Source organism: Streptomyces sp. NPDC002386 (genome assembly GCF_053593175.1).
The window spans coordinates 465,758-490,696 of sequence record NZ_JBSFBX010000002.1 but is presented as its reverse complement, the minus strand read 5'-3'; the positions used below and the strand labels follow the sequence as shown (position 1 = coordinate 490,696).

Below are 24,939 nucleotides of genomic sequence, written 5' to 3'. Positions count from 1 at the left end.
TTCACGTGAAACACACCCTCGGCGGGTCTCAGTGCGCGGCGTCGGCTATGTGCTGCGTGCCGATCCGCTTGCGGAACACCCAGTAGGTCCACCCCTGGTAGAGCAGCACGAGCGGCGTGGCGACGGCCGCGCACCACGTCATGATCTTCAGGGTGTACGGGCTCGACGAGGCATTGGTGACCGTGAGGCTCCAGTCGCCGTCGAGCGTGGACGGCATGACGTTCGGGAAGAGCGACAGGAAGAGCATCGCCACAGCGGCCACGATCGTCACGCCGGACAGGGCGAACGACCAGCCCTCACGCCCCGCCTGGTTGGCCGCCAGCGCAGCCACCAGTGCGGCGACCGCCACGATCAGCGCCACCAGACTCTTGCCGTCACCGCTGTCGGCCTGCGTCCACAGCAGGAAGGCGAGCGCCACCACGGCGGTGACGAGCCCGACCTTCAGCGCCAGCTTCCGCGCCCGCACCCGGATGTCGCCCACGGTCTTCAGTGCGGTGAACACCGCCCCGTGGAAGGTGAACAGCGTCAGCGTCACCAGACCACCGAGCAGGGCGTACGGGTTGAGCAGATCCAGGAGGCTGCCGACGTACTCGAAGTGCCGGTCGATCTTCACGCCCCGCACGATGTTCCCGAAGGCCACGCCCCACAGAAACGCCGGGACGAGCGAGGTCCAGAAGATGGCCGTCTCCCAGTTGCGCTGCCAGTTCTCCTCGGGCCGCTTGGCCCGGTACTCGAAGGCGACGCCCCGCACGATCAGGCAGACCAGGATGGCGAGCAGCGGCAGGTAGAAGCCGGAGAAGAGGGTGGCGTACCACTCCGGGAAGGCGGCGAAGGTCGCGCCGCCCGCCGTGAGCAGCCACACCTCGTTGCCGTCCCAGACGGGCCCGATGGTGTTGATGAGCACCCGCCGTTCCGGCCGGTCCCGGGCCAGGAGCTTGGTGAGGATGCCGACCCCGAAGTCGAAGCCCTCCAGGAAGAAGTAGCCGGTCCACAGGACGGCGATCAGGACGAACCAGACGTCGTGAAGTTCCATGACTGTCCCCTCGGCCTAGTACGAGAAGGCCATCGGCTTGTCGGCGTCACGGGTGTCGCCGCCGATCTTCGTGGGCGGGTTGAGGTCGGCCTCGGTCAGCTCGGGCGGGCCGGCCTTGACGTACTTCGCGAGCAGCTTGACCTCTACGACGGCGAGGACCGCGTACAGCGCGGTGAAGACGAGCATCGAGGTGAGGACCTCGCCCTGGGAGACACCGGGGGAGACCGCGTCACGGGTCTGCAGGACGCCGTAGACCACCCACGGCTGCCGGCCCATCTCCGTGAAGATCCATCCCCAGGAGTTGGCGATCAGCGGGAACGCCAGGGTCCAGATCGCGAACCGCCAGCACCAAGGGGTCAGCTTCGGACCGAGCGCCTTGTTCCGGAACAGGACCAGGTGCGGCACCTCGTCGTCGCCCACCCGTAGGTGCTGCGGCAGCATGAACCTCTTGCGGGTCAGCCAGAGACCGGCGAGGCCGATGGTGAAGGAGGCCATGCCGAAGCCGATCATCCAGCGGAAGCCCCAGAAGGCGACCGGGATGTTGGGCCGGTAGTCGCCGGGCCCGAACTTCTGCTGCTCCGCCTTGTTGACGTCTTTGATGCCGGGCACGTACGAGCTGAAGTCGTCGTTGGCGAGGAACGACAGCAGGCCCGGGATCTCGACGGCCACGCTGTTGTGGCCCTTGTCCACGTCGCCGTAGGCGAAGACGGAGAACGGCGCGGGTGCCTGGCCGTCCCACAGCGCCTCGGCGGCCGCCATCTTCATCGGCTGCTGCTTGAACATGACCTTGCCCAGCACGTCACCGCTGACCGCGGTGAGCAGACCGGCGATGACCACGGTGATCAGGCCGAGCCGCAGTGAGGTCTTCATCTCGCGGACGTGCTTCTCGCGGGCCAGGTGGTAGGCGGCGATGCCCACCATGAAGGCGCCACCGGTCAGGAAGGCCGCGGACAGGGTGTGGAAAGCCTGGCTCAGCGCGGTGTTCTGGGTCAGTACGGCCCAGAAGTCGGTCAGCTCGGCCCGTCCCCGCACCTTGTCGATCTTGTAGCCGACCGGGTGCTGCATCCAGGAGTTGGCGGCGAGGATGAAGTACGCCGACAGGATCGTGCCGATCGACACCATCCAGATGCAGGCCAGGTGGATCCTCTTGGGCAGCTTGTCCCAGCCGAAGATCCACAGGCCGATGAACGTGGACTCGAAGAAGAAGGCAATCAGGGCCTCGAAGGCGAGCGGGGCACCGAAGATGTCCCCGACGAAGCGCGAGTAGTCCGACCAGTTCATGCCGAACTGGAACTCCTGCACGATGCCGGTGACCACACCCATCGCGATGTTGATCAGGAAGAGCTTGCCCCAGAACTTCGTCGCCCGAAGGTACTTCTCCTTCTCCGTGCGCACCCACGCCGTCTGCAGCCCGGCCGTGAGGGCGGCCAGGGAGATCGTCAGGGGGACGAACAGGAAGTGGTAGACGGTGGTGATGCCGAACTGCCAGCGCGCCAGTGTCTCCGGCGCCAGAGCCAGGTCCACGTCGTCACTCTCCTTACTACGCCGGGTACAGCGGCGGTTTGCTCCTTTTGTCACGCACAAACAGAGCAATCGGGACGCGCTTGTGAACGCGTTCACATTCACAAGCCATTATGACGCACTGATATTCGGTAACCGCAAGGGGGTACCCCCACGGGGTTTCCCGGCAGAACGGATCAACGAGAAGGGCCCCGCACATGGCGGGGCCCGGACGAGGCCGCCGGTACTCCGGCCGCGGCCACGCGTTCTCAGATCTCCCGGTGGAACGCCTCCGCCACCTTCAGGAAGATGTCGTTGGCCTCGGTCTCGCCGACCGTCACCCGCACACCCTCACCCGGGAACGGCCGGACCACCACACCGTGCTCCTCGCAGGCCGCGGCGAAGTCGAGCGTGCGCTCCCCCAGCCGAAGCCACACGAAGTTGGCCTGGGTCTCCGGCACCGTCCACCCCTGGGTGCGCAGCGCGTCGACCACGCGCGTGCGCTCGCACACCAGCGAGCCGACCCGGCCCAGCAACTCGTCCTCGGCCCGCAGGGAGGCGACCGCCGCCTCCTGCGCGAGCTGGCTGACACCGAACGGCACCGCCGTCTTGCGCAGCGCCGCCGCCACCGGCTCGTGGGCGATCGCGAAACCGACGCGCAGCCCGGCGAGACCGTAGGCCTTGGAGAACGTGCGAAGGACGCAGACGTTGGGCCGCTCCCGGTACAGCTCGACGCCGTCCGGCACCTCGGGATCGCGGATGAACTCGCGGTAGGCCTCGTCCAGGACCACCAGCACGTCCTTGGGCACCCGGTCGAGGAACCGTTCCAGCTCGGCCCGTCGCACCACCGTGCCGGTCGGGTTGTTGGGGTTGCAGACGAAGATCAGACGCGTCCGCTCGGTGATCGCGTCCGCCATGGCGTCCAGGTCGTGGACGTCGCCGGGGGTCAGCGGCACCTGGACCGAGCGCGCCCCGTTGATCTGCGTGATGATCGGGTACGCCTCGAAGGAGCGCCAGGCGTACATCACCTCGTCACCGGGCCCGCTGGTCGCCTGGATCAGCTGCTGGGCGACGCCCACCGAACCCGTGCCGGTGGCGAGGTGGGCGAGCGGGACGGCGAACCGCTCCGAGAGCTCCTCCATCAGCCCGCTGCAGGCCATGTCCGGGTAGCGGTTGAAGTTGGCGGCGGCCGCGGTCACGCTCTCCATCACGCCGGGCAGCGGGGGATACGGGTTCTCGTTGGAGGACAGCTTGTAGGCGACCGGCCCGCCGGCCGCGGCCGGCTTGCCCGGCTTGTAGGTGGGGATACCCTCCAGCTCGGCGCGCAGCTTGGGGCTCGTCTCGCTCACCGCAGTCCTCCTCGCGACCACCGGCGGCCCGTCGACGCCGCCGGCTTCCAATACTCCACACCTTATGAGGATTCGGCCCCGCTGCGTACAGGTGCGGGACGACGGGAGTCCAGCCTCTTCCGTCACACCGGCATCAGGGGCATCACCGTACGAAGGCGTACGTACCAGGGGGCGCGCCACACATATATCTACGCGCCGGTGGCTCGCGCCCTGGCGCGCATCCCTCGTGAAGGTGAGTTGAGACCTCTTCGAGACATCGGCCCCTTGGCAGGCCCACGCCCGTCGGCACGTCACGTCCTGTGATCGAAACGTTCAAGTGCCTTGCTTTCCAAGGCAGTTAGTCGCCTTCAGCCATGCAGAAACGTGCCTGTCAACGCGTGCATATGCGTCCGCACTACCCCACCGCATGAGCCCTACTATCGGCTCGCCATGACAGCAGCAGGGAAGCACCAGGTGAGCCGCGCGGAAACCTCACGTCGAGGCAGCCGGCCGGGCCGGGCGGGCATCAGAGACGTGGCCGCCGCCGCCGGGGTCTCCATCACGACCGTGTCCGACGCCCTCAACGGAAAGGGCCGGCTCCCGGACGCCACCCGGCGCCACGTCCGCGAGGTCGCCGACCGCCTCGGGTACCGCCCCTCGGCCGCCGCCCGCACCCTCCGTACCGGCAAGTCGGGACTCATCGGCCTGACCGTGACGACGTACGGGGATGAACCTTTCACCTTCACGGAGTTCGCCTACTTCGCCGAGATGGCCCGGGCCGCCACCTCCGCCGCGCTCGCCCGCGGCTACGCCCTGGTGATCCTGCCCGCGACCTCCCGCCACGACGTGTGGTCCAACGTCGCCCTGGACGGCACGGTGGTCATCGACCCCTCCGACCATGACCCGGTGGTCAGCGAGCTCGTCCGGCAGGGCCTGCCGGTCGTGTCCGACGGCCGCCCGGCCGGCTCCCTGCCGGTCACCGCCTGGGTCGACAACGACCACGAGGCGGCCGTCCTCGACCTCCTCGACCACCTCGCCGACGCCGGCGCCCGCCGCATCGGCCTGCTCACCGGCACCACGACCGACACGTACACCCATCTGTCCACCACCGCCTACCTGCGCTGGTGCGAGCGGGTCGGCCAGGACCCGGTCTACGAGGCCTACCCCGCGCACGACCCCTGCGCGGGCGCCGTCGCCGCCGACCGGCTGCTCGCCCGGCCCGACCGGCCCGACGCCGTGTACGGGCTCTTCGACCCCAACGGCACCGATCTCCTCGCCGCCGCCCGCCGGTACGGCCTGCGCGTCCCGGACGACCTGCTGCTGGTGTGCTGCAGCGAGTCCACGGTCTACGCCAACACCGAGCCGCCCATCACCACGCTCTCCCTGAAGCCGCGCCGGATCGGTACGGCCGTGGTGCAGCTGCTCATCGACGCCATCGAGGGTGTCGAGTCGGACCAGCCCGTCGAACAGGTGATACCGACCGAACTGATCGTGCGTACCTCGTCCCAGCGACGTCCCCCGCGCACGACCATCAGCCCGCCGCGGGCCCCGGAGAAGGGGTAGCGGACGGGTCTCGGCCCGGACGGTGACCGCGGGACGCACGGTGGCCGCCCCGGGGCGAAGGGCCCGAGGGAACCGAAGCGGCAGGGCCGGCCCGTGCGCGACCCGCCGGGCCCGCGGCTCCGTGCACCCCGGGGCGGGCCGCCCGGCCGGTGCGTGACACGGCAGACCGGCATTGGGCAACCGGTCGAAACCCCGCCCAAACGGACCGAAAGCCGCGGCGAACTGGAGTCTCGCTCCGATTCACCACCCCTGGGTCATCACACGGAACGACGCGCATTCCTATGATGGGCCCACGACACCGCGGGCCGCTGCGACCAGGCAGTCCGAAGCGGTGCAGTTGCGGCGCGATGGTGGAGGGGTCTGATGACTCAGGGGGCCGGTCAGGGACCCGAGGTGGAGCGGACGGCGACGTTGCGCGACTTCCGGGTGCCCGCGTACGTCAACGAGACCGGTCCGTACGCCCACACCCACCCCGGTGACACCGTGCCGCCCCTGGACGAGGCCTACCCCGAGGGCTACACACCCACCCAGCGCGACCTGCCCGTCATCAACCGCGGCGACACGCTGCAGGTGTCCGTCGAGCCGGGTCCCGCGGCGCCGGACCCGCAGCCGTCGACCGGTCCGGGCCCGCTGTACGTCGTCGGTGACGTCCACGGCTACCTCGACGAACTGCTGGCCGCCCTCAGGGAGAAGGGGCTGGTCGACGCCGAGGGCCGGTGGAGCGCGGGCACCGCCCGGCTGTGGTTCCTCGGCGACTTCACCGACCGCGGCCCCGACGGCATCGGCGTCATCGACCTGGTCATGCGGCTGTCGGCCGAGGCGGCCGCGGCCGGCGGCTACTGCAAGGCCCTCATGGGCAACCACGAGCTGCTGCTGCTCGGCGCGAAGCGGTTCGGCGACACCCCGGTCCACTCCGGCGCGGGCACCGCCACCTTCCAGGCGGCCTGGCTCCTCAACGGCGGCCAGAAGACCGACATGGACCGCCTCCAGGACCACCACCTGCAGTGGATGTCCCGCCTCGACGCCGTGGAGGAGGTCGACGGGCATCTGCTCATCCACTCCGACACCACCGCCTACCTCGACTACGGCGACTCGATCGAGGCGGTCAACGACACCGTCCGCGAGACCATCACCCGCAACGACGCGGACGAAGTCTGGGACCTGTTCCGCAAGTTCACCAAGCGCTTCTCCTTCCGCGACGAGGGCGGCGCGGAAGCCGTGCGCTCCCTCCTCGACATGTACGGCGGCACCCGCGTCGTGCACGGTCACAGCCCCATTCCCTACCTGCTCGGCGAGGTCGGCTCCGAGGACACCGAGGAGGACGACGGCCCCTCGGTGGAGGGACCGCACATCTACGCCGACGGTCTCGCCATCGCCATGGACGGCGGCGTGACCATGGCCGGGAAGCTGCTGGTCCAGCAACTGCCGCTCAATGCCTGAGCGTTCACCGGGCTGATCGGGTCCGACCGGATGCGCCCGGGTCGGCACGCAATTTCCGGCAACCCCCTGTCACCGCGTGGCGTCACGGCTCTACCATCGGCTTATCCGTAGCAGGCTCCCCTCCGTTTCTGCCCGACGGCTCGCCGGCGTGCGAGCCCCAAGCCCTACGGAGCATCGGGGGATGCACATGAACAGCGTTCCGCAGCACCTGCTGAGCGAGGACCGCCAGGAATTCGAGCGGATCCTCGATGAGGCGCTGCGCTCCGCACCCCAGCGACCCGAACTCGCCGCTGTCGGACAGCGGCTCAACCCGGAACAACTGCGCACCATGGCACTCAACGCCACCGCGCTCATCACGGCGGCCGCGGCGACCGAGTACCAGCACTACGTGAAGGCCCGAGAGGAACTGCGCCGCCCGGCGCCGTCCGTCCCGTCGGCCGCCGACGACACCGGCTCCGCGGAGCCGGGCGCGGACCCGGTGGGCCTCGCCGCCGCCCTCGGCGAGGCCGCCGAGACGACCGGAGCGGGCGCCGTCGCCGTGATCGCGGTGCTGGCACCCCTCCTCGCCGGGACGGCCGCGGCGATCTTCCTGCTCGTCGGCTACATCCTGAAGATGCTGGCCCCCGGCCAGGCCTTCGCCCAGACCATGCTCACCGCGGGCTGGGTGTTCGGCGCCCTCACCGCCGCCGCGATCCTCGTCGCCGGCGCCGGGCTGCTGCTCACCGCCCTGCGCAACAGCGCCGCGGCGGAAGCCGGAGCGCATGACGCCGCCGACGCGGAGGTGACCAGGGCCAGAGAGGCCTGGCGGGAGGCCCTGCTGGAACGCGGTGTCCTGCCGTTCCTCCAGGACGCGCTCGCCCACCCCGGTGCGGCCCCGGCCCACCGCACGGCGCCCTCGGCCCCGACGAGCCGCATGCCGCGCCTCGGCTACGACCGCCCCGGCTTCAGCAGCCCGGACGACGGCTCCGTCACCGACCGCCCGAGGTTCAGCAGTCCCGACTACACCAGCCCCGACTTCGGCGGCCCGGACCACCAGCCGGAGTAGCCGGCCCGCGCCCCCTCACGGGGGCGCCCGCCGGACTCCGGCCGGCGGGCCGGTACGACCCCGGGCCGGCGGCCGTCGCGGCCGGATCAGTCGGCGATCGGCAGGTACACCCGGTTGCCCGACGCCGCGAACTCCTTCGACTTCTGAGCCATGCCCTCCTCGACCTCGGCCCGGGTCCCGCCGTGTTCGCGGCGGATGTCCTGGGAGATCTTCATGCTGCAGAACTTCGGCCCGCACATGGAGCAGAAGTGGGCCGTCTTGGCGGGTTCGGCCGGCAGCGTCTCGTCGTGGAACTCCCTTGCCGTGTCCGGGTCCAGGGCGAGGTTGAACTGGTCCTCCCACCGGAACTCGAAGCGGGCGTCGGACAGCGCGTCGTCCCACTCCTGCGCGCCCGGGTGGCCCTTGGCGAGGTCCGCCGCGTGGGCGGCGATCTTGTAGGTGATGACCCCGGTCTTGACGTCGTCGCGGTTGGGCAGGCCCAGGTGTTCCTTGGGCGTGACGTAGCAGAGCATCGCCGTGCCCCACCAGGCGATCATCGCGGCACCGATGCCGGAGGTGATGTGGTCGTACGCCGGCGCGATGTCGGTCGTCAGCGGGCCGAGCGTATAGAACGGAGCTTCATCGCAGATCTCCTGCTGAAGGTCGATGTTCTCCTTGATCTTGTGCATCGGGACGTGGCCCGGGCCCTCGATCATGGTCTGTACGTTGAAACGCCTGGCGATCCGGTTGAGTTCCCCGAGCGTGCGCAACTCCGCGAACTGCGCCTCGTCGTTGGCGTCCGCGATCGAGCCGGGCCGCAGACCGTCGCCCAGCGAGTACGTGACGTCGTAGGCGGCGAGGATCTCGCAGAGCTCCTCGAAGTTCTCGTACAGGAACGACTCCCTGTGGTGCGCCAGGCACCACGCGGCCATGATCGAGCCGCCCCGCGAGACGATGCCCGTCTTGCGGTTCGCGGTGAGCGGCACGTACGGCAGGCGCACACCGGCGTGGACGGTCATGTAGTCCACGCCCTGCTCGGCCTGCTCGATGACGGTGTCCTTGTAGATCTCCCAGGTCAGTTCCTCGGCCCTGCCGTCGACCTTCTCCAGCGCCTGGTAGAGCGGAACGGTGCCGATGGGCACAGGGGAGTTGCGCAGCACCCACTCGCGGGTGGTGTGGATGTTGCGGCCGGTGGAGAGGTCCATGACCGTGTCGGCGCCCCAGCGGGTCGCCCAGGTCATCTTCTCGACCTCCTCCTCGATGGAGGAGGTGACCGCGGAGTTGCCGATGTTGGCGTTGACCTTCACCAGGAAGCGCTTACCGATGATCATCGGCTCGATCTCCGGGTGGTTGACGTTGGCCGGCAACACCGCGCGGCCCGCCGCGATCTCCTCACGGACCACCTCGGGAGAGACGTTCTCCCGGATGGCCACGTACTCCATCTCCGGTGTGACCTCGCCCCTGCGGGCGTAGGCGAGCTGGGTGACCGCCTGGCCCTCACGGCCGCGGCGTGGCTGACGCGGGCGCCCGGGGAACACCGCGTCGAGGTTGCGCAGCCCGCCACGGGGCGAGGTGTGCTTGATCCCGTCGTCCTCGGGGCGGACGGGGCGGCCCGCGTACTCCTCGGTGTCGCCGCGGGCGATGATCCAGTTCTCCCGCAGCGGCGACAGCCCCCTGCGGACATCGGTTTCGACGAGCGGATCGGTGTACGGGCCCGATGTGTCGTACAGCGTGACCGACTGCCCGTTGGTGAGGTGCACCTGACGGACCGGCACACTCAGGTCGGGGCGTGAGCCCTCGACGTACGCCTTGTGCCAGCCGATGGACTTTCCGGCCTCCTGGGAATTCTCGTCCTGAACGGAGGCAGGCGTGCGTGCGTCCTTGTTGGTCATGAGACCTACTCCCTACGCCGGCATTACCCGGTAACAGGTTCGGCGGTCGACGCAGCGGTTTCCGACTTCGGACGTCTCGCGGGGACCCACGTTCCACGTGAAACATCGCGTATGCGGAGGTCAGCGTCCTCTCAGCCCGGTGCTCCGAGCTCCCGCGTGTGCAAAGGTGACTCCACGCTAGCGTCAGTTCGGGCGCGGTGAACAGAGGGCCCCCTCCGTTCTTGCGATGATCGGGCGGTGACCACGACGGAGCAGCACCCCTACCCGCCCTCCGAGCCGCCGCGTCAAGGCGGCTCCGAACCGGGCCATGGTCATGGCCATTCGCACAGCCACAACCATGGGCCGGCCGCGCCCGTCTCGAAGCATCTGCGCAAGGTCATCGCGGCGATCCTCGTCCCGTTCACCGCGGCCGTCGTGGTCGGCCTGGTCGTTCTGTGGCCCGGAGGCGCGCCGCCGCACGAGCGCACCGGCGTCGGCTTCGACCGGCAGACGCAGCAGGCCACGGTCACCCAGGTGACCGAGCTGAGCTGCAAGTCGGTGAACGCGTCGGGCGGTACGGCGGCGGGCGGTACCTCCGCCCCGGGAGACGGCTCGGCACAGCACGAGGCGAAGGGCACCTGCAAGAAGGCGACGATCCGGGTCGACACCGGCAAGGACGAGGGCCGGACCTTCACCGAGATCGTGCAGCCGGACCAGTCACGGCAGTTGCACCAGGGCCAGAAGGTCGTGGTCGCCTACGAGCCCTCGGCGCCGAAGGATCTGCAGTACTCGGTGACCGATGTGAACCGGAAGTTCCCCATGGCGCTGCTCGCGGGCATCTTCGCGCTCGCCGTCGTGGTGGTGGGCCGACTGCGCGGGGTCATGGCCCTGGTCGCGCTGGCCGTGAGCTTCATGGTGCTGACGTTCTTCATCCTGCCCGCGATCCTGCAGGGCTCGAACCCACTGCTGGTGGCCGTCGTCGGGTCGAGCGCCATCATGCTCATCGCGCTCTACATGTGCCATGGCCTTTCGGCGCGTACCTCGGTCGCGGTGCTCGGCACCCTGGCCTCCCTGCTGCTGATCGGTGTTCTCGGCTCCGGGTTCATCGACTGGGCCGCGCTGACCGGCAACACGGACGACAGCACCGGTCTGATCCACGGCCTGTTTCCGTCGATAGACATGAGCGGTCTGCTGCTGGCCGGAGTCATCATCGGTTCGCTGGGAGTCCTGGACGACGTGACGGTGACCCAGACGTCGGCGGTCTGGGAGCTGCACGAGGCGAATCCGGCGATGGGCTGGCGCGACCTGTACCGGGCGGGCATCCGGATCGGCCGCGACCACATCGCCTCGGTCGTCAACACCCTGGTCCTCGCCTACGCCGGTGCCGCCCTGCCCCTGCTCCTGCTGTTCTCGATCGCGCAGAGCAGCGTGGGCACGGTGGCCAACAGCGAGCTGGTGGCCGAGGAGATCGTGCGCACGCTGGTGGGCTCGATCGGCCTGGTGGCCTCGGTCCCGGTCACCACGGCGCTCGCCGCCCTCGTGGTGTCGGCCGACCGGCCCGGGTCGGCCGGCACCGTGAACGCGGGGGCGCAGCCCGCCCCGGCGCGCGGTGGCAGGGGGCGGCGGCGAAAGCGCTGAGAGAGGGGCATCGGGCCGGGACACCGCCGAAGAAGCGTTCCTGCGGTGTCCCGGACGGCAGTACCTGAGTGCCCGCGCCCGCTTCCGGACGAGACCCTCAGCCGGCGCTCTGCTCCTCGGCCAGGATGCGGTCCAGAGCCTCGTCGAGGTGGGCGTCGAAGTCGGCCAGCGCACCCTCCTGGCCGAGGGGCACCAGCTTGTCCGTGCGGTCGAGGAAGGCCACGAGCGGGGGCGTCGAGGACCGGAACAGGGCCTGGTCGCTGCCCACCTGAAGCCGGATCAGCACCTCGCCCAGCACCTCGGTGTCGGCGGGGGCGATGTGCACATCACCCTCCCCGCACGGCCGCCCCACCCCGTCGATCAGCAGTTCCCGTCCGAAGGCCCAGGTCACCGGGGCGTCACCGGGCAGATGGAAGGTGAGCCGCACGGCGTAGGGATCACAGGTCTCGTAGCGCAACTCCACCGGGATGCGGAAGGAGAGCTCCTCGGACACGAGAAAACTCATCATGACTTCTGCCTGTACGGATTCGCGCATCGCCTACCCCGTCATATGACGTCGATCTGGCCGGGAATGATCCCCCTCGACTGTGCATCAAATCTTGCTCAACGTGCACGACAGATCACAAGGAGTGAGTTTTCAGATACTGATAGAGAGCGACAGCGCGCCCAGGTGACGCCCGATCCCGGCCTGCAGGCACAGGGCGGCGGGCAGCAGCTGTTCGCTCTGATGTACGGGGAGTGAGATGGCCATCGTCGCCGCTGTCGTGCCCACCGTGATGGGGATCGCCGCGCACACCGTCCCGAGCGCGTACTCCTGCCGCTCGACCACCGGTTCCATGCGCGGTGTCCTGGCCAGCCGGCGCAGGAGGGCGTGGTTGTCCCGTACCGAGTACGGCGTGAGGGACCGCACCGGATAGCGGTTCAGGTGGTCCCGGCGGGCCTCCTCGTCGAGCTGGGAGAGCAGGCACTGTCCGATCGCGTGCGCGTGCCCGGTCTCGCGGAAGTCGGCCCACTCCTCGACCGCGGGCGTCTCCCGCGAGTCGGAGACGCACATGACCTCGATCTCACCGGCCTGGTACATGGCGTAGTACACCGGGGCCCCGATGGAATCGCGCCAGTACCCGAGGGTGTCGGCCAGCGTGCTGCGACGTTTCTGCTGCGCTCCGCTGCTGCTCAGCCGCTCGGCCGCGTCGCCGAGGAAGAACAGTCCCTTGTCGCGGCGCAGATAGCCCTCGTGCACCAGGGTGCGCAGGAGGTGGTAGGCCGTGGGCAGGGCGAGGCCGGTCTCACGGGCGAGCTGCTTGGCGGGTGCGCCGTACTCGTGGACCGCGACGGTCTCCAGCAGACGCATCGCCCGCTGCACGGAGCCGATGAGGGTCGCCGCCTGCGGTTGCTCCGGCACGTCCGGGGACAGCGCGCATCCGGGCCCGCTCGCGGAACGCGGTTGTCCCGGGACGGCCGCCGCACGGGGCCGCTGCACATGGGGCACGCAGGGCCGTGGTGGAGCGGGAGGTGCGTGGGGTTCTGCCGGTGCGGTGTCAACCGTGGCCAAGGGTCACTCCGGGAGCGCGAGGGTGGGGCGGCCCGTGCGATGGAACACGGGTGGGGTGTGCCGCCCGCGGGGCCCGGCCCCGCGTGGGTTCCGAACCTAACCGTCCGCCACCGCGTGCGGACGGCCTGCCGGGGAAACTTCCCTCCCCCGAGGGAACCGGTGACTTCCGTTACCGGTCACCGGCTCCCCTGCTCCTCACCAGTCGCTGCGGGACGAGGAGTTCGACATGAACTTGCGCACGATGTAGATCAGTCCGCCGACCAGCGCGACGAAGACCAGCGCCTTGAAGAGAAGGCCGATCACGAAGCCGATGACGGTCGCTATCAGGCTGCCGAACACGACCAGGGCGATGACCGGCACCGCGACCCACTTCACCCACCACGGCAGCCCCGCGAAGATCTCTCGCATTGCCCTCGTCCTTTGCGTTCCGTTGCGTCCACGACGTCCTGCGTTCTGTCCTGGACACAGTCCCGATGTCTGCCATCGATGCTAGGGCCGCCGAGGGGGCCTGCGGGCGCCTCGCACCCCTTGTCCTCCCCTGACCCGACCCCTAGGGAACCCCGAGCCCGGGACTCAGGCCTCGGGTGGAGAGAAGACGACCAGTACCCTCAGGTCCTCGCTGATGTGGTGGAACTTGTGGGCGACGCCGGCCGGGACGTACACCACGCTGCCCCGTGAGACCTGGGTGGTCTCCAGGCCGACCGTGATCGACGCGCGGCCGCTGACGACGAAGTACACCTCGTCCTGGTCGTGCGGCTTCTGCGGGTCGTGCTCGCCCGCGTCGAGGGCGTACAGGCCCACCGACATGTTCCGCTCCCGCAGGAACTGAAGGTAGGCCCCTTCGTTGGCGGCGCGCTCCGCCTCCAGTTCGTCCAGCCGGAATGCCTTCATCGCCGTTGCCCGCCCTCGCCCCTGCTCGCCCTGTATCCGGTCTGCCACGATCAGACACATGAAGAATTTCGTAGTCAAGACGATCGCCAACGCGGCCGCTCTCGCGATCGCGGTGTGGCTGCTCGACAAGATCACCCTCACGGGCGACAGCACGGCCAAGGAGGCCGGCACGCTGATCGTCGTCGCGCTGATCTTCGGCCTGGTCAACTTCCTGGTCAAGCCGATCGTGAAGGTGCTCACCTTCCCGCTGTTCCTGCTGACGCTGGGGCTGATCACCCTGGTCGTCAACGCGCTGATGCTGCTGCTGACCTCCTGGGTGTGCGGCAAGCTCGACCTGAGCTTCCACGTGGAGGGCTTCTGGACGGCCGTGCTCGGCGGTCTGATCATCTCCGTCGTCTCCTGGGCGCTGAACCTCGTCCTGCCCGACGAGGACTGAACTCGCCATGACCTACCGCGTCTGTTTCGTGTGCACCGGCAACATCTGCCGCTCCCCGATGGCCGAGTCCGTGTTCCGCGCGCGCGTGGAGGAGGCGGGCCTGGAGGACCTGGTGGAGATCGACAGTGCCGGCACCGGCGACTGGCACGAGGGGGAGGCCGCCGACCCGCGCACCGTCGCGGTCCTCGACGAGCACGGCTACCGCAGCGAGCACGTCGCGCGGCAGTTCCAGCCCTCCTGGTTCGCCCGCCTCGACCTGGTGATCGCCCTGGACACCGGGCATCTCAAGGCCCTGCGCCGGCTCGCGCCCACCGAGGAGGACGCTCGCAAGGTCCGCCTGCTGCGGTCCTACACGCCCCCCTCGCCCGACGGGCGCACCGCGGCCGACGCTCCCGGGGACGCCTGCGCCGACCTCGACGTGCCGGACCCGTACTACGGGGGCACCGACGGCTTCCAGGAATGCCTTGAGATGGTGGAGAAGGCGAGCACCGGTCTGCTCGCCGCCGTACGGGAACAACTGGAGGGACGGATCGCATGAGCGGATCCACCATGGGCGCGGACCACACCGGCGACGGCACGCGCGCGGTACGGGCCGGACTGCCCGAGCCGGTCAAGCACGAGCCCACCCTGCCCGGGCCCGTGTTCGCCGCGCACTTCCACCTGCCGGGCGAGGTGACGGGGCCCTACTCCTACGGCCGGGACGACAACCCCACCTGGACCAACCTCGAGCGCGCCATCGGCGAGCTGGAGGCGCCGGGACGGGACGACACCGAGACGCTGGTGTTCGCGTCGGGCATGGCCGCGATCTCGGCGGTGCTCTTCTCCCAGCTGCGCGCGGGCGACGCGGTCGTCCTGCCCTCCGACGGCTATCAGGTGCTGCCCCTGGTCCGCGCCCAGCTGGAGGCCTACGGCGTCGAGGTGCGCACCGCGCCCACCGGCGGAGACGCCCAGCTGGAGGTTCTCGACGGGGCGCGGCTGCTGTGGATCGAGTCGCCGTCGAACCCGGGGCTCGATGTGTGCGACATCCGGCGGCTGGTGGAGGCCGCACACGCGCGGGGCGCTCTCGTCGCCGTCGACAACACGCTCGCCACCCCGCTCGGCCAGCGTCCGCTGGAGCTGGGCGCCGACTTCTCCGTGGCCAGCGGTACCAAGCAGCTGACCGGCCACGGCGACGTCCTGCTGGGCTACGTGGCCGGTCACGACGGTGAGGCGATGGCCGCCGTGCGCCGGTGGCGCAAGATCGTGGGAGCGATCTCCGGGCCGATGGAGGCCTGGCTCGCCCACCGCTCCATCGCCACGCTCCAGCTGCGTGTCGACCGGCAGAACGCCACGGCGCTCGCGGTCGCCGAAGCCCTGCGGCAGCGGCCCGAGGTCTCCGGGCTGCGCTATCCGGGGCTGCCCGACGACCCTTCGCACAAGGTCGCCTCGCAGCAGATGCGCCGCTACGGATGCGTGGTCTCCTTCACGCTGCCCACGCGCGCGCGTGCCGAGCGGTTCCTGGAGGCGCTGCACCTGGTCGAGGACGCGACGAGCTTCGGCGGAGTACGGTCCACGGCCGAGCGCCGCCGCCGCTGGGGCGGGGACGCGGTTTCCGAGGGCTTCATCCGCATGTCCGTCGGCGCGGAGGACCCCGAGGACCTGGTGGCGGACGTCCTGCGCGCGCTCGACGAATCGGCCGACTGAGCCGGTCAGCAGCGGCGATCCCGGTCGGCGGACGGTCCGAACCTCCCCCCTCGTGGCTCGGACCGTCCTCGGTTCTGCGCGCGAAGAACCGCGCGAACAAGGCTAGTTGACTCTCTGTCAGTGTCCAATCACGGTAGCGACAGAGACCTATCGACTTATTTATAGTTGGTGCCTGCCCGGGGGCCGGAAGAGGGCGGGGAAAGGGGGAGGGCACGCCATGGATCTGGCCTTGCTGCGCACTTTCGTCACCGTGCACCGGGCCGGTTCCTTCACTCGCGCCGCGGCCCTGCTGGGTCTCTCCCAGCCTGCCGTCACCTCGCAGATCCGCACCCTGGAGCGGCAGCTCGGCCGGCCACTGTTCCTGAGGCAGGCCCGCGGAGTGACGCCGACGACCATCGGCGACGAACTCGCCCACAAGGCCGCACCCCACCTCGACGCCCTGGTCGAGATAGCCGAGAGCGCCCCGGACGAGGGATCCCCGTTACGGACGCTGCACCTCGTCGGTCCGCCGGAGTTCACCGCCGAGCGCGCCCTTCCCGCCCTGACCCGACTGACCGGTGAGGACGGCCAGGCCTTCGCGTTGCGCGCTTCCTTCGGCACCGCGGAAGAGGCCCTGGAAGGGCTGGCCGCCGGACACCACGACCTGGCCATCAGCACCGCCCGACCGCGCGGCGCCCTGCTGACCGCGACCCCGCTCTGCGACGAGGAGCATGTGCTGGTCGCCGCCCCCCGCTGGGCCGAGCGGATCGGCCACGGAGACCTGCGCCTCAAGGGGGCAGCGATCCTGGAGAACCTGCCCGTCGTGGAGGTCCACGAGTCCCTGCCGTTCGTGTCGCGCTACTGGGCCTCCGTCTTCGACTCCCGTCCGGCCGCTTCGGGCGCGGTCATCGTTCCCGATCTGCGCGCCGTGCTCGCCTGTGCGGTCTCGGGCGCCGGACTCGCGGTGCTGCCCCGCTATCTGAGTGCCCCTGCCCTCGACCGCGGCGAGATCACGACGCTGTACGACCCCGCGGTGCCCCCACTGCGCACCTACTTCCTGACCGCTCGCACCGGCTCCCTCGCGATGCCGCACATCGCCCGGGCGCACGAGTGGCTTCAGCGGGTCGCGACCGGCTGGAGCTGAGGCAGCCGGCCCGCCTGGATGGCCCGCACCCGAGCAGTGTCGCGGGCGTGATGTTTCACGTGGAACGAGCCGGGCCACATTTCCTCCATGACCGTCCGACCCGTGGTCAAGCGCACCGCCCGCGCCGTTCTGCTCGACGGTGACGACCTGATCCTGATCAAGCGCACCAAGCCCGGCATCGATCCCTACTGGGTGACCCCCGGTGGTGGAGTGGAAGCCGCGGACCCGACCGTCGTCCACGCCCTGCACCGAGAGGTGTACGAGGAACTCGGCGCCAAGATCACCGACGTCGTGCCCTGCTTCGTCGACACCGTGGAGCACATCGGCGAGGACGGCGGTGCGACCGGCGTGAAGGTGCAGCACTTCTTCGTCTGCCGACTGGAGTCCATGGACCCGTCACTGCGCCACGGCCCCGAGGTGGATGAGCCGCTGGGCGAGTATGAGATCGTCCGTGTTCCCTTCACTCGCGTCGGCATCGCCTCCGTCCATCTGGTGCCGCTGTCCCTGCGGCACTACCTGGACGGCAATATCGAGGGCGTACGCGCCATGCACGCCCCCGACCTCGGGTAGGCCGCACGGCGCGTCCGGAAGTGCCACTACGCGCCACGCCCCCCTGGCCCACCGGTGTTTCACGTGAAACGCGTACGCCCAACCCGGGCCCACGCGAAACGGGCCATGACGTGGCTGAAAGCGTCCGCGTCCACATCGAAACAGGTGGACGCGCGGGGGGCTGGTCGGACAGCCTGACCTGCGTGCCGACTCCTTCACTCGCCGCCCTGCCCATCCGGCGTCTGACGCTCCACGATCTCGCCGCTTGCGCCGACCTGTCCGAGGACCGGGGGTGGCCACGCGAGGAACACAAGTGGGGCCTCCTCCTCACCGCGGGCCAGGGCTACGGCATCGACGACCCCGACGGCGGCCTCGTCACCGCGTGCGTCGTCACTGAGTACGGTTCCTGGGAGCGCTCGGCCCTCGGCGCCATCGGCATGGTCCTCGTGGCCGGACGCCATGCCCGTCAGGGGGTCGGCCGCCGCTTGATGCGGCATGTCATGTCGCTCATGGACACCACCCCGCTGACTCTGTACGCCACCCCCTTCGGGCGCCCGCTCTACGAGGAGCTGGGCTTCAAGGTCACGGGCCGCTCGGAGATGCTGCGGGGGTACTTCACCCCCGACGGGCTTGAGTCCGGGGTCGCGACACGGCCGGCCGTCGCCGCGGACCTGCCCTCGATCCTCCGGCTCGACGAGGAGGCGTTCGGCACCGACCGCACTCCCCTCCTCACCCGTCTCCCCTCCTTCGCCGACCAACTGCGCGTGGCCGAGGAGAACGGCCGGATCATCGGCTACACGGCCGCGTGGCCCAACATGGACACCCATGTCGTCGGCCCGCTGATCGCCAGGGACACGGAGACGGCCAAAGCCCTCATCACCTCACTCGCGGCCCGTACGAACCGCCCCCTGCGAACCGACATCGACGTACGGCACGAGGAGCTGCTGGCCTGGGCCAGGGCGCGGGGACTGGCCTCCGTAGCCGTCAACGCCGTCATGAACTACGGCATCACTGAACTGCCGGGGGACTGGCGGCGCCGGTTCGCGCCGCTGACAGTGGCCGCAGGGTGACCGTCGGCCCCCGCTGAAGAGCGGGGGCCGACGGTTCCGGACGGAGGGGTCCGGTCAGACGAGTGCCGCAACGGCCGCGGCGGCGAATCCGTGGTCCTGCTCGGGCGCACCGCCGCCGACACCGATCGCGCCGACCAGACGGCCGTCCCGGTGGACGGGGAGACCGCCCGCGATGAAGAGCAGGGGACGGTCGAGGGCGGTGGGCAGCGTGTGGAAGGGGCCACCGGGCTGCACGGCGTCCACGAGGTCGGCGGTGGCCGCGTTGAGCTGGAGTGCCGTGTAGGCCTTGCGGGTGCTGGTCTCACCGGAGATCAGGACGGCCCGGTCGTCCCGCCGGAAGGCGAGCAGGTGGCCGCCGGCGTCCAGGACGGTGACGCTGACGGTGACTCCGGCCTCTTCGGCGGCGCGGCGAGCCGTGGCGACGAGCAGTTCGGCGTCCTCGATGGTGAGCGGGGCGACGGTGGTGGTGCTCATGGGGAGCGTTCTCCTTGTGCGGTGGTGCGTGGGGTGAGGTGATGCCGCACGGGCCGGGGCGCTCACGCCCCGGTGTTCCGGGCGATGGCGGCCGGGACGGACGTGCTGTCCGGTGGCCGGGGCTCAGTGGTGGATTGGGGTCCGCTGCTCGGTGGGCACCCCCGGGGCGACCACCGTGTGGCGTGTGCTCTGACGGCGCTCGAGGGTGGCCGAGAGCACGGCCAGGACCAGGGCGCTCGCGGCGAGGGCGGCACCGACCCAGTTGGGGGCGGTGTAGCCGAGGCCGGCCGCGATGACCATGCCGCCGAGCCAGGCGGAGAGGGCGTTGCCCAGATTGAAGGCGCCGATGTTGACGGCCGACGCGAGCGTCGGGGCACCGTGGGCCTGGTCGAGGACGCGCTTCTGCAGGGGCGGGACGGTCGCGAAGCCGAGGGCGCCGATGAGGGCGATGGTCACGGCGGCGGCGATCTTGTTGTGCGCGGTGAGCGTGAAGAGTGCCAGGACCACGGCCAGCGCACCCAGGGAGACGTACAGCATCGGCATCAGCGCGCGGTCGGCGAACCTGCCGCCGATGAGGTTGCCGCCGACCATGCCGAGGCCGAACAGGACCAGCAGCCAGGTGACCGAACCGTCGGCGAAGCCCGCGATGTGCGTCATCATCGGCGCGATGTAGGTGATGGCCGCGAAGACCCCGCCGAAGCCGAGGACGGTCATCGCCATGGCGAGCAGCACCTGGGCGTTCTTGAAGGCGGCCAGCTCGTGACGCAGGTGTACGCCCTCCGGCCGCGGCAGGTCCGGCACCAGCCGGGCGATGCCCACCAGACCGACGGCACCCAGGGCGGCGACGATGCCGAAGGTGACGCGCCAGCCGACGTTCTGGCCGATCAGCGTGCCCAGCGGAACGCCGACCACATTGGCGACGGTCAGACCGGTGAACATCATGGCGATGGCTCCGGCCTTCTTGTCGGGAGCCACCAGGTCGGCCGCGACGACCGAACCGATGCCGAAGAAGGCGCCATGGGCGAGGGACGCGATCACCCGTCCGATCAGCATGACCGCGAAGGCCGGGGCCACCGCGGAGAGCAGGTTGCCGATGATGAAGAGCCCCATGAGGAGCATCAGCATCCGCTTGCGCGGGACCTTGGTCCCGAGCACCGTCATCAGCGGGGCGCCGATCACCACCCCGAGGGCGTATCCGGTCACGAGCATGCCGGCCGTGGGGATGGAGACCCCGAAGTCACCCGCGACCTCGGGCAGCAAGCCCATGATCACGAATTCGGTCGTGCCGATTCCGAAGGCCCCGATCGCGAGGGCCAGAAGCGCGAGAGGCATGTGGGGGTACACCTTCCAAACGATTGCAGGAGCGCTTTGCGTGCGTTCACAATAGTTGCAGACGCGGGCTAAATGCAAGCGCCGACTATCGCGGAAATGCTCTACCCTGAATACAGCCGCTCCGGGACGGAGGAAGACGCCAATGACAGCGACAGACCCTGCACTCACCGCCCTTGCCCAGGGCTGGTGCGCTCTCTCCCTGTTGCACGGGAGGATCGAGGCGCACATCGAGCGCGCCCTGCAGGCGAAGCACGACCTGAGCGTGCGCGAGTACTCCCTGCTCGACGTCCTCAGCCGCCAGCACGAGGGCGAGGGCGGCCATCTGCAGATGAAGCAGGTCGCCGACGCGGTCGTCCTCAGCCAGAGCGCGACCACTCGGCTGGTGACCCGCCTGGAGGACCGCGGTCTGCTGGAGCGCTACCTGTGCCCCACCGACCGTCGCGGCATCTACACCAATGTCACGGAGACGGGTCTGCGGCTGCTGGACGAGGCACGGCCCACCAATGACGCGGCCCTCCGCGAAGCCCTGGACGAGGCGGCCAGGAGTCCCGAGCTGGCCCCGCTGGTGAAGGTCGTGGAGTCCTTGAACGTGCCCGCATAGGGTTCGGGCATGGGAGATCTTGAGATACGCGGGGCGACCGCGCCCGACCTGCCGGCGATCGTGGCCATGCTCGCCGACGATCCGCTCGGAGCACAGCGCGAGTCACCCGACGACCTGTCGCCGTACCTGACCGCCCTGGAGCGGCTGACCGCGGACCCGAACCAGCGGCTCGTCGTCGCGGTGCGCGAGACCCGAGTCGTCGGCACGCTTCAGCTCACGATCGTTCCCGGCCTCTCACGCAAGGGAGCCACCCGCTCGATCATCGAGGGCGTCCGCGTCCACGCCGACGAGCGCGGCAGCGGCCTGGGTACGCAGCTCATCCAGTGGGCGGTCGAGGAATCCCGGCGCCAGGGCTGCCACTTGGTTCAGCTGACCTCCGACAGCAGCCGCACCGACGCCCACCGCTTCTACGAGCGGCTCGGTTTCACCGCTTCCCACGTCGGCTTCAAGCTGCCGTTGTGAAAGGGCTGTTGGTGGGTGTTTCACGTGAAACTCCCACCAACAGCCGCGTGGTTCGGTCAGTCCGCGATCCCTCGCCAGCCCGCCGGATCCACTCCGCCGGGCACTCCGGCTCCGTCCTCGTAGGGCTGCCGTGTGAACACGAAGGACCCGAGGTCCAGATGGCTCACGGACCCGTCCGGGCGCCGCACGGGCCGCAGGATCTCTCCCGCGTAGTAGCCCTCCAGTCCGGTCCAGGTGCCATCGGCGTTGAGCTGGAAGCGCGCCCGACGCCCCGCACCGGACATCGGCCCCAGGGAGACACGGCCGTCCGCCGTCACGCGCAGGGCGAAGGCGTGCGTTCCCCAGTACCACGGTCCGGCCAGCTCCAGTACGGCCGGGTCGACTTCGCTCAGGGGACGCCAAGGGGCGGGAATCCGGGGTTCGGCCTCCGCGACGATGCGGACGAGATCGGCGCCGACCGCCGACACCACCGGGCCGGACGTGCAGTTGGTCAGCACCACGGCCGCCACGCCGTCCTCCACGCTGATGCTGAGGTTCGCGAGGAACCCCGGCAGCGAGCCGGAGTGCCCCACGATCAGCCGGCCGTCGCGCTGCTGGATCTGCATGCCGAGACCGTAGGCGGCGCCGTCGACGACGTCCGAGGTCTCCGCCGGTGCCGACGGGGTGCGCATCTCCCGGACCGATTCCGCGCTCAGCACCCGGTCGTCTCCCCCGGCCAGAAAGGCGGCGAAGCGCGCCAGATCGGCGGTGGTGGACCAGAGCTGCCCGGCCGGCGCCATCCGGCCCAGGTCCTCCAGGGGCTCGGACAGCAGCGCGTCGGCCCACGGATGAACGGCCCAGCCGCCCGCGTGCGGCGCCTGCGGCTGAGCGCTGGTACGGGTCAGTCCCAGCGGCTCCAGCACCTCCCGGTCGAGCACATCCGTCCAAGCGGCGCCGCGCAGCCGTTCCACCAGCGCCCCGAGCAGGGTGTAGCCGGGGTTGGAGTAGTGGTGCCGTCGGCCGACGGGATGCAGTACCGGCCGCTCTCCCAGGACGTCGCTCAACTCCGGACGCAGCGAACCAGGCGTCCGCTCCCACCAGGGTGCGGGTGACTCCGCCGCCAGACCGCTGGTGTGCGCGAGCAGTTGGGCGATGGTCGCCTCCCCCGCGCCGGTGCCCGGCAGATGCTTCTCCAGCGGGTCGTTGAGGTCGAGCAGTCCCTCGTCACGCAGTCGCAGCACCAGGACCGCGGTGAACGTCTTGGTGATCGAACCGATCCTGTACTGCACGTTCTCGTCCGGTGCGTGCCCGTCGACCGAGGACCGCGCACCGTTCCACACGGTCCGCCCGTCCCGGACCACCGCGGCGACCAGCGAGGGCGTCCGCCCTTCGGTCTGCGCTACGGCGATACGGTGCAGCAACGCCCGTCGCGTACCGGGGAGCAGCTCTTCCTGGGATGTCGTCATGCCCCCAGTTCAGCGGCTGTTCCGACGCACGTCGAGTCCATTTCGGCGGCCCCCCCGTGTGACGGCGACAACCACCGATGCGATGGTCAGGTCTGGGCCATGTCCACGAAGCGTGAGTAGTGGCCCTGGAAGGCGACCGTGATCGTCGCCGTGGGACCGTTTCGGTGCTTGGCCACGATCAGGTCGGCCTCGCCCGCACGCGGGGACTCCTTCTCGTACGCGTCCTCACGGTGCAGCAGGATGACCATGTCGGCGTCCTGCTCGATGGAGCCGGACTCACGCAGGTCGGAGACCATCGGCTTCTTGTCGGTGCGCTGCTCGGGACCACGGTTGAGCTGGGAGAGCGCGATGACCGGGACCTCCAGCTCCTTGGCGAGGAGCTTGAGGTTACGGGACATGTCCGAGACCTCCTGCTGACGGCTCTCGGCGCGCTTGGAGCCGCCGGACTGCATCAGCTGGAGATAGTCGATGACCACCAGCTTCAGGTCGTTGCGCTGCTTCAGCCGCCGGCACTTCGCGCGGATCTCCATCATCGACAGGTTCGGTGAGTCGTCGATGTAGAGCGGGGCGGCGGACACGTCCGGCATGCGCCGGGCGAGCCGGGTCCAGTCCTCGTCCGTCATCGTGCCGGACCGCATGTGGTGCAGGGCCACGCGGGCCTCCGCCGAGAGCAGACGCATCGCGATCTCGTTGCGCCCCATCTCGAGGGAGAAGATGACACTGGGGAGGTTGTTCTTGATCGAGGCGGCCCGGGCGAAGTCCAGCGCGAGGGTGGACTTACCCATGGCGGGACGGGCCGCGATGACGATCATCTGGCCCGGGTGCAGGCCGTTGGTCAGCGAGTCGAAGTCCGTGAACCCGGTCGGCACACCCGTCATCTCGCCGCTGCGCGAGCCGATCGCCTCGATCTCGTCGAGGGCGCCCTCCATGATGTCCCCCAGCGGGAGGTAGTCCTCGCTGGTGCGCTGCTCGGTGACGGCGTAGATCTCGGCCTGGGCGCGGTTGACGATCTCGTCCACGTCGTCGTCGGCCGCGTATCCCATCTGGGTGATGCGGGTGCCGGCCTCGACCAGACGGCGCAGCACCGCGCGCTCGTGCACGATCTCCGCGTAGTACTCGGCGTTCGCCGCGGTCGGCACGGTCTGCACGAGGGTGTGCAGATAGGACGCCCCACCCACCTTGTTGATCTCGCCACGCTTGGTGAGTTCGGCGGCGATGGTGATCGGGTCGGCCGGCTCGCCCTTGGCGTAGATGTCGAGGATCGCCTGGTAGATCGTCTCGTGCGCGGGCTTGTAGAAGTCGTGGCCCTTGAGGATCTCCACGACGTCGGCGATGGCGTCCTTGGACAGGAGCATGCCACCGAGGACGGACTGCTCGGCGTCCAGGTCCTGCGGAGGCAGCCGTTCGAAGGAGGAGCCGCCGCCGTCCCAGCCGCCGCTCTCCCGGCCCCGGTCGTGCTGCTCGTCACGACCCCGGCCGCCGTCGCTCCGCCGACGGGAGGCCGGCAGACGATCACTGGGCCCGGCCTCGGCCCACGGATCGTCCAAGGGCTCGGAAATGCTCACCGAGCCACCTCCTCCCGTCCGCACGGCGGACCTAGCCGTGCCCTCTGTTGTACGGCACGACACTGACAAATAAGGGGGCCCAACTCCGGTTCTCACGGGTCTGTTTTGTGACGCTTGCCGGGTCGGAGGAAGGAGCGGGCGCCGGACAACGTTAGGCCTGTCGGGAGCGTCAGCCAATCTGGTTATCCACAGGCCGTGTGGACGACGGCCCAGATGCTGTGGAGAACTTCCCCAAACCTGTGCACGACCCGGTGGACAGCCCTGTGAACAAGCCCTCCCTGTGGTTCACGCCACCCTCCTGAACTGCTGTTTTACCGTCCACCGGCTGTGCAGAAGAAAAACTTCCCCAGTCGGATCAA

At 69.7% G+C, this 24,939-nt stretch carries 24 protein-coding genes; 12 read left to right on the top strand and 12 right to left on the bottom strand.

Translation table 11 applies throughout. The features are described 5' to 3' along the window. Positions 1 to 28: 28 nt before the first annotated feature. The 3 genes from cydB to hisC all read right to left on the bottom strand — a co-directional run bounded on the left by cydB (position 29) and on the right by hisC (position 3,882). Positions 29 to 1,033, bottom strand: a complete 1,005-nt coding sequence (gene cydB / locus ACWCPN_RS06370; RefSeq protein ID WP_199211193.1) for a cytochrome d ubiquinol oxidase subunit II — start codon at positions 1,031 to 1,033, stop codon at positions 29 to 31. Between the two features lie 15 nt (positions 1,034 to 1,048). Further along, a complete protein-coding gene (locus ACWCPN_RS06365; RefSeq protein ID WP_451202780.1) occupies positions 1,049 to 2,557 on the bottom strand; it encodes a cytochrome ubiquinol oxidase subunit I in 1,509 nt (502 codons plus the stop codon). Positions 2,558 to 2,802: 245 nt separating this feature from the next. Next, positions 2,803 to 3,882: a histidinol-phosphate transaminase gene (gene hisC / locus ACWCPN_RS06360; protein WP_451202777.1), complete on the bottom strand. Its 1,080-nt coding sequence runs from the start codon at positions 3,880 to 3,882 to the stop codon at positions 2,803 to 2,805. 429 nt (positions 3,883 to 4,311) lie between these two features. Here hisC and ACWCPN_RS06355 point away from each other — a divergent pair, with 429 nt between their 5' ends. The 3 genes from ACWCPN_RS06355 to ACWCPN_RS06345 all read left to right on the top strand — a co-directional run bounded on the left by ACWCPN_RS06355 (position 4,312) and on the right by ACWCPN_RS06345 (position 7,909). Next, positions 4,312 to 5,424: a LacI family DNA-binding transcriptional regulator gene (locus ACWCPN_RS06355; protein WP_199211195.1), complete on the top strand. Its 1,113-nt coding sequence runs from the start codon at positions 4,312 to 4,314 to the stop codon at positions 5,422 to 5,424. A gap of 363 nt (positions 5,425 to 5,787) precedes the next feature. Then, positions 5,788 to 6,864 (top strand): metallophosphoesterase, encoded by a 1,077-nt coding sequence (locus tag ACWCPN_RS06350; protein ID WP_451202774.1) that lies wholly within the window; start codon positions 5,788 to 5,790, stop codon positions 6,862 to 6,864. A 181-nt stretch (positions 6,865 to 7,045) separates the two neighbouring features. Beyond that, entirely contained in the window at positions 7,046 to 7,909 is an 864-nt protein-coding gene (locus ACWCPN_RS06345) for a hypothetical protein (RefSeq protein ID WP_451202772.1), read from the top strand. Positions 7,910 to 7,995: 86 nt separating this feature from the next. Here ACWCPN_RS06345 and thiC read toward each other — a convergent pair whose 3' ends face one another. Beyond that, on the bottom strand, positions 7,996 to 9,780 hold the full coding sequence (gene thiC / locus ACWCPN_RS06340; protein ID WP_451202769.1) for a phosphomethylpyrimidine synthase ThiC: 1,785 nt from the start codon (positions 9,778 to 9,780) through the stop codon (positions 7,996 to 7,998). A 237-nt stretch (positions 9,781 to 10,017) separates the two neighbouring features. Here thiC and ACWCPN_RS06335 point away from each other — a divergent pair, with 237 nt between their 5' ends. Continuing rightward, complete coding sequence (locus tag ACWCPN_RS06335; RefSeq protein ID WP_451202766.1) at positions 10,018 to 11,397, top strand: YibE/F family protein; 1,380 nt, start codon at positions 10,018 to 10,020, stop codon at positions 11,395 to 11,397. 97 nt (positions 11,398 to 11,494) lie between these two features. On the opposite strand, the gene ACWCPN_RS06330 is transcribed toward ACWCPN_RS06335, so the two are convergent. The 4 genes from ACWCPN_RS06330 to ACWCPN_RS06315 form a co-directional block, all read right to left on the bottom strand. After that, a complete protein-coding gene (locus ACWCPN_RS06330; protein ID WP_143630291.1) occupies positions 11,495 to 11,932 on the bottom strand; it encodes an SsgA family sporulation/cell division regulator in 438 nt (145 codons plus the stop codon). 102 nt (positions 11,933 to 12,034) lie between these two features. Next, entirely contained in the window at positions 12,035 to 12,949 is a 915-nt protein-coding gene (locus tag ACWCPN_RS06325; RefSeq protein WP_451202764.1) for an IclR family transcriptional regulator, read from the bottom strand. 195 nt (positions 12,950 to 13,144) lie between these two features. Next, the gene (locus ACWCPN_RS06320; protein WP_199211200.1) at positions 13,145 to 13,357 is read right to left on the bottom strand and encodes a DUF5326 family protein; all 213 of its coding nucleotides are present in this window, start codon (positions 13,355 to 13,357) and stop codon (positions 13,145 to 13,147) included. Positions 13,358 to 13,522: 165 nt separating this feature from the next. Further along, a complete protein-coding gene (locus ACWCPN_RS06315; protein WP_199213584.1) occupies positions 13,523 to 13,840 on the bottom strand; it encodes a cupin domain-containing protein in 318 nt (105 codons plus the stop codon). Between the two features lie 58 nt (positions 13,841 to 13,898). Between ACWCPN_RS06315 and ACWCPN_RS06310 the strand changes: the two genes are divergently transcribed. From ACWCPN_RS06310 to ACWCPN_RS06285, 6 genes are all read left to right on the top strand, one after another. Further along, a complete protein-coding gene (locus ACWCPN_RS06310) occupies positions 13,899 to 14,276 on the top strand; it encodes a phage holin family protein (RefSeq protein ID WP_392293051.1) in 378 nt (125 codons plus the stop codon). A gap of 7 nt (positions 14,277 to 14,283) precedes the next feature. Then, entirely contained in the window at positions 14,284 to 14,814 is a 531-nt protein-coding gene (locus tag ACWCPN_RS06305) for a low molecular weight protein-tyrosine-phosphatase (RefSeq protein ID WP_451202761.1), read from the top strand. Continuing rightward, positions 14,811 to 15,959 carry a cystathionine gamma-lyase gene (locus ACWCPN_RS06300; RefSeq protein WP_451202758.1) on the top strand — a complete coding sequence of 383 codons (1,149 nt, stop codon included), beginning with the start codon at positions 14,811 to 14,813 and terminating at the stop codon, positions 15,957 to 15,959. Before ACWCPN_RS06305 ends, ACWCPN_RS06300 begins: the two co-directional genes overlap by 4 nt. A 217-nt stretch (positions 15,960 to 16,176) precedes the next feature. Next, positions 16,177 to 17,082, top strand: a complete 906-nt coding sequence (locus tag ACWCPN_RS06295) for a LysR family transcriptional regulator (RefSeq protein WP_451202755.1) — start codon at positions 16,177 to 16,179, stop codon at positions 17,080 to 17,082. 87 nt (positions 17,083 to 17,169) lie between these two features. Further along, complete coding sequence (locus ACWCPN_RS06290) at positions 17,170 to 17,652, top strand: NUDIX domain-containing protein (protein WP_199211205.1); 483 nt, start codon at positions 17,170 to 17,172, stop codon at positions 17,650 to 17,652. A gap of 182 nt (positions 17,653 to 17,834) precedes the next feature. Further along, complete coding sequence (locus ACWCPN_RS06285; protein ID WP_451202752.1) at positions 17,835 to 18,701, top strand: GNAT family N-acetyltransferase; 867 nt, start codon at positions 17,835 to 17,837, stop codon at positions 18,699 to 18,701. A gap of 54 nt (positions 18,702 to 18,755) precedes the next feature. Here the strand turns inward: ACWCPN_RS06285 and ACWCPN_RS06280 are convergent, their stop codons facing one another. Beyond that, positions 18,756 to 19,175: a GlcG/HbpS family heme-binding protein gene (locus ACWCPN_RS06280; protein ID WP_451202750.1), complete on the bottom strand. Its 420-nt coding sequence runs from the start codon at positions 19,173 to 19,175 to the stop codon at positions 18,756 to 18,758. A gap of 123 nt (positions 19,176 to 19,298) precedes the next feature. Continuing rightward, a complete protein-coding gene (locus ACWCPN_RS06275; RefSeq protein ID WP_451202747.1) occupies positions 19,299 to 20,507 on the bottom strand; it encodes an MFS transporter in 1,209 nt (402 codons plus the stop codon). 142 nt (positions 20,508 to 20,649) lie between these two features. Between ACWCPN_RS06275 and ACWCPN_RS06270 the strand changes: the two genes are divergently transcribed. Together ACWCPN_RS06270 and ACWCPN_RS06265 are read left to right on the top strand one after the other, a co-directional pair. Then, the gene (locus tag ACWCPN_RS06270) at positions 20,650 to 21,108 is read left to right on the top strand and encodes a MarR family winged helix-turn-helix transcriptional regulator (protein WP_199211209.1); all 459 of its coding nucleotides are present in this window, start codon (positions 20,650 to 20,652) and stop codon (positions 21,106 to 21,108) included. A 9-nt stretch (positions 21,109 to 21,117) separates the two neighbouring features. Next, complete coding sequence (locus ACWCPN_RS06265; RefSeq protein ID WP_451202744.1) at positions 21,118 to 21,570, top strand: N-acetyltransferase family protein; 453 nt, start codon at positions 21,118 to 21,120, stop codon at positions 21,568 to 21,570. A gap of 56 nt (positions 21,571 to 21,626) precedes the next feature. Here the strand turns inward: ACWCPN_RS06265 and ACWCPN_RS06260 are convergent, their stop codons facing one another. Continuing rightward, complete coding sequence (locus tag ACWCPN_RS06260; protein ID WP_451202741.1) at positions 21,627 to 23,015, bottom strand: serine hydrolase domain-containing protein; 1,389 nt, start codon at positions 23,013 to 23,015, stop codon at positions 21,627 to 21,629. A gap of 86 nt (positions 23,016 to 23,101) precedes the next feature. Next, on the bottom strand, positions 23,102 to 24,580 hold the full coding sequence (gene dnaB / locus ACWCPN_RS06255; RefSeq protein WP_199211212.1) for a replicative DNA helicase: 1,479 nt from the start codon (positions 24,578 to 24,580) through the stop codon (positions 23,102 to 23,104). Positions 24,581 to 24,939 lie beyond the last annotated feature (359 nt).

What these genes read in the sequence shown, in the direction of transcription:
- cydB (WP_199211193.1), bottom strand. Translation starts at nt 1,033, where the DNA reads ATGGAACTTCACGACGTCTGGTTCGTCCTGATCGCCGTCCTGTGGACC.
- ACWCPN_RS06355 (WP_199211195.1), top strand. Translation starts at nt 4,312, where the DNA reads ATGACAGCAGCAGGGAAGCACCAGGTGAGCCGCGCGGAAACCTCACGT.
- ACWCPN_RS06350 (WP_451202774.1), top strand. Translation starts at nt 5,788, where the DNA reads ATGACTCAGGGGGCCGGTCAGGGACCCGAGGTGGAGCGGACGGCGACG.
- ACWCPN_RS06345 (WP_451202772.1), top strand. Translation starts at nt 7,046, where the DNA reads ATGCACATGAACAGCGTTCCGCAGCACCTGCTGAGCGAGGACCGCCAG.
- thiC (WP_451202769.1), bottom strand. Translation starts at nt 9,780, where the DNA reads ATGACCAACAAGGACGCACGCACGCCTGCCTCCGTTCAGGACGAGAAT.
- ACWCPN_RS06330 (WP_143630291.1), bottom strand. Translation starts at nt 11,932, where the DNA reads ATGCGCGAATCCGTACAGGCAGAAGTCATGATGAGTTTTCTCGTGTCC.
- ACWCPN_RS06320 (WP_199211200.1), bottom strand. Translation starts at nt 13,357, where the DNA reads ATGCGAGAGATCTTCGCGGGGCTGCCGTGGTGGGTGAAGTGGGTCGCG.
- ACWCPN_RS06315 (WP_199213584.1), bottom strand. Translation starts at nt 13,840, where the DNA reads ATGAAGGCATTCCGGCTGGACGAACTGGAGGCGGAGCGCGCCGCCAAC.
- ACWCPN_RS06310 (WP_392293051.1), top strand. Translation starts at nt 13,899, where the DNA reads ATGAAGAATTTCGTAGTCAAGACGATCGCCAACGCGGCCGCTCTCGCG.
- ACWCPN_RS06305 (WP_451202761.1), top strand. Translation starts at nt 14,284, where the DNA reads ATGACCTACCGCGTCTGTTTCGTGTGCACCGGCAACATCTGCCGCTCC.
- ACWCPN_RS06300 (WP_451202758.1), top strand. Translation starts at nt 14,811, where the DNA reads ATGAGCGGATCCACCATGGGCGCGGACCACACCGGCGACGGCACGCGC.
- ACWCPN_RS06295 (WP_451202755.1), top strand. Translation starts at nt 16,177, where the DNA reads ATGGATCTGGCCTTGCTGCGCACTTTCGTCACCGTGCACCGGGCCGGT.
- ACWCPN_RS06290 (WP_199211205.1), top strand. Translation starts at nt 17,170, where the DNA reads ATGACCGTCCGACCCGTGGTCAAGCGCACCGCCCGCGCCGTTCTGCTC.
- ACWCPN_RS06280 (WP_451202750.1), bottom strand. Translation starts at nt 19,175, where the DNA reads ATGAGCACCACCACCGTCGCCCCGCTCACCATCGAGGACGCCGAACTG.
- ACWCPN_RS06275 (WP_451202747.1), bottom strand. Translation starts at nt 20,507, where the DNA reads ATGCCTCTCGCGCTTCTGGCCCTCGCGATCGGGGCCTTCGGAATCGGC.
- ACWCPN_RS06270 (WP_199211209.1), top strand. Translation starts at nt 20,650, where the DNA reads ATGACAGCGACAGACCCTGCACTCACCGCCCTTGCCCAGGGCTGGTGC.
- ACWCPN_RS06265 (WP_451202744.1), top strand. Translation starts at nt 21,118, where the DNA reads ATGGGAGATCTTGAGATACGCGGGGCGACCGCGCCCGACCTGCCGGCG.
- ACWCPN_RS06260 (WP_451202741.1), bottom strand. Translation starts at nt 23,015, where the DNA reads ATGACGACATCCCAGGAAGAGCTGCTCCCCGGTACGCGACGGGCGTTG.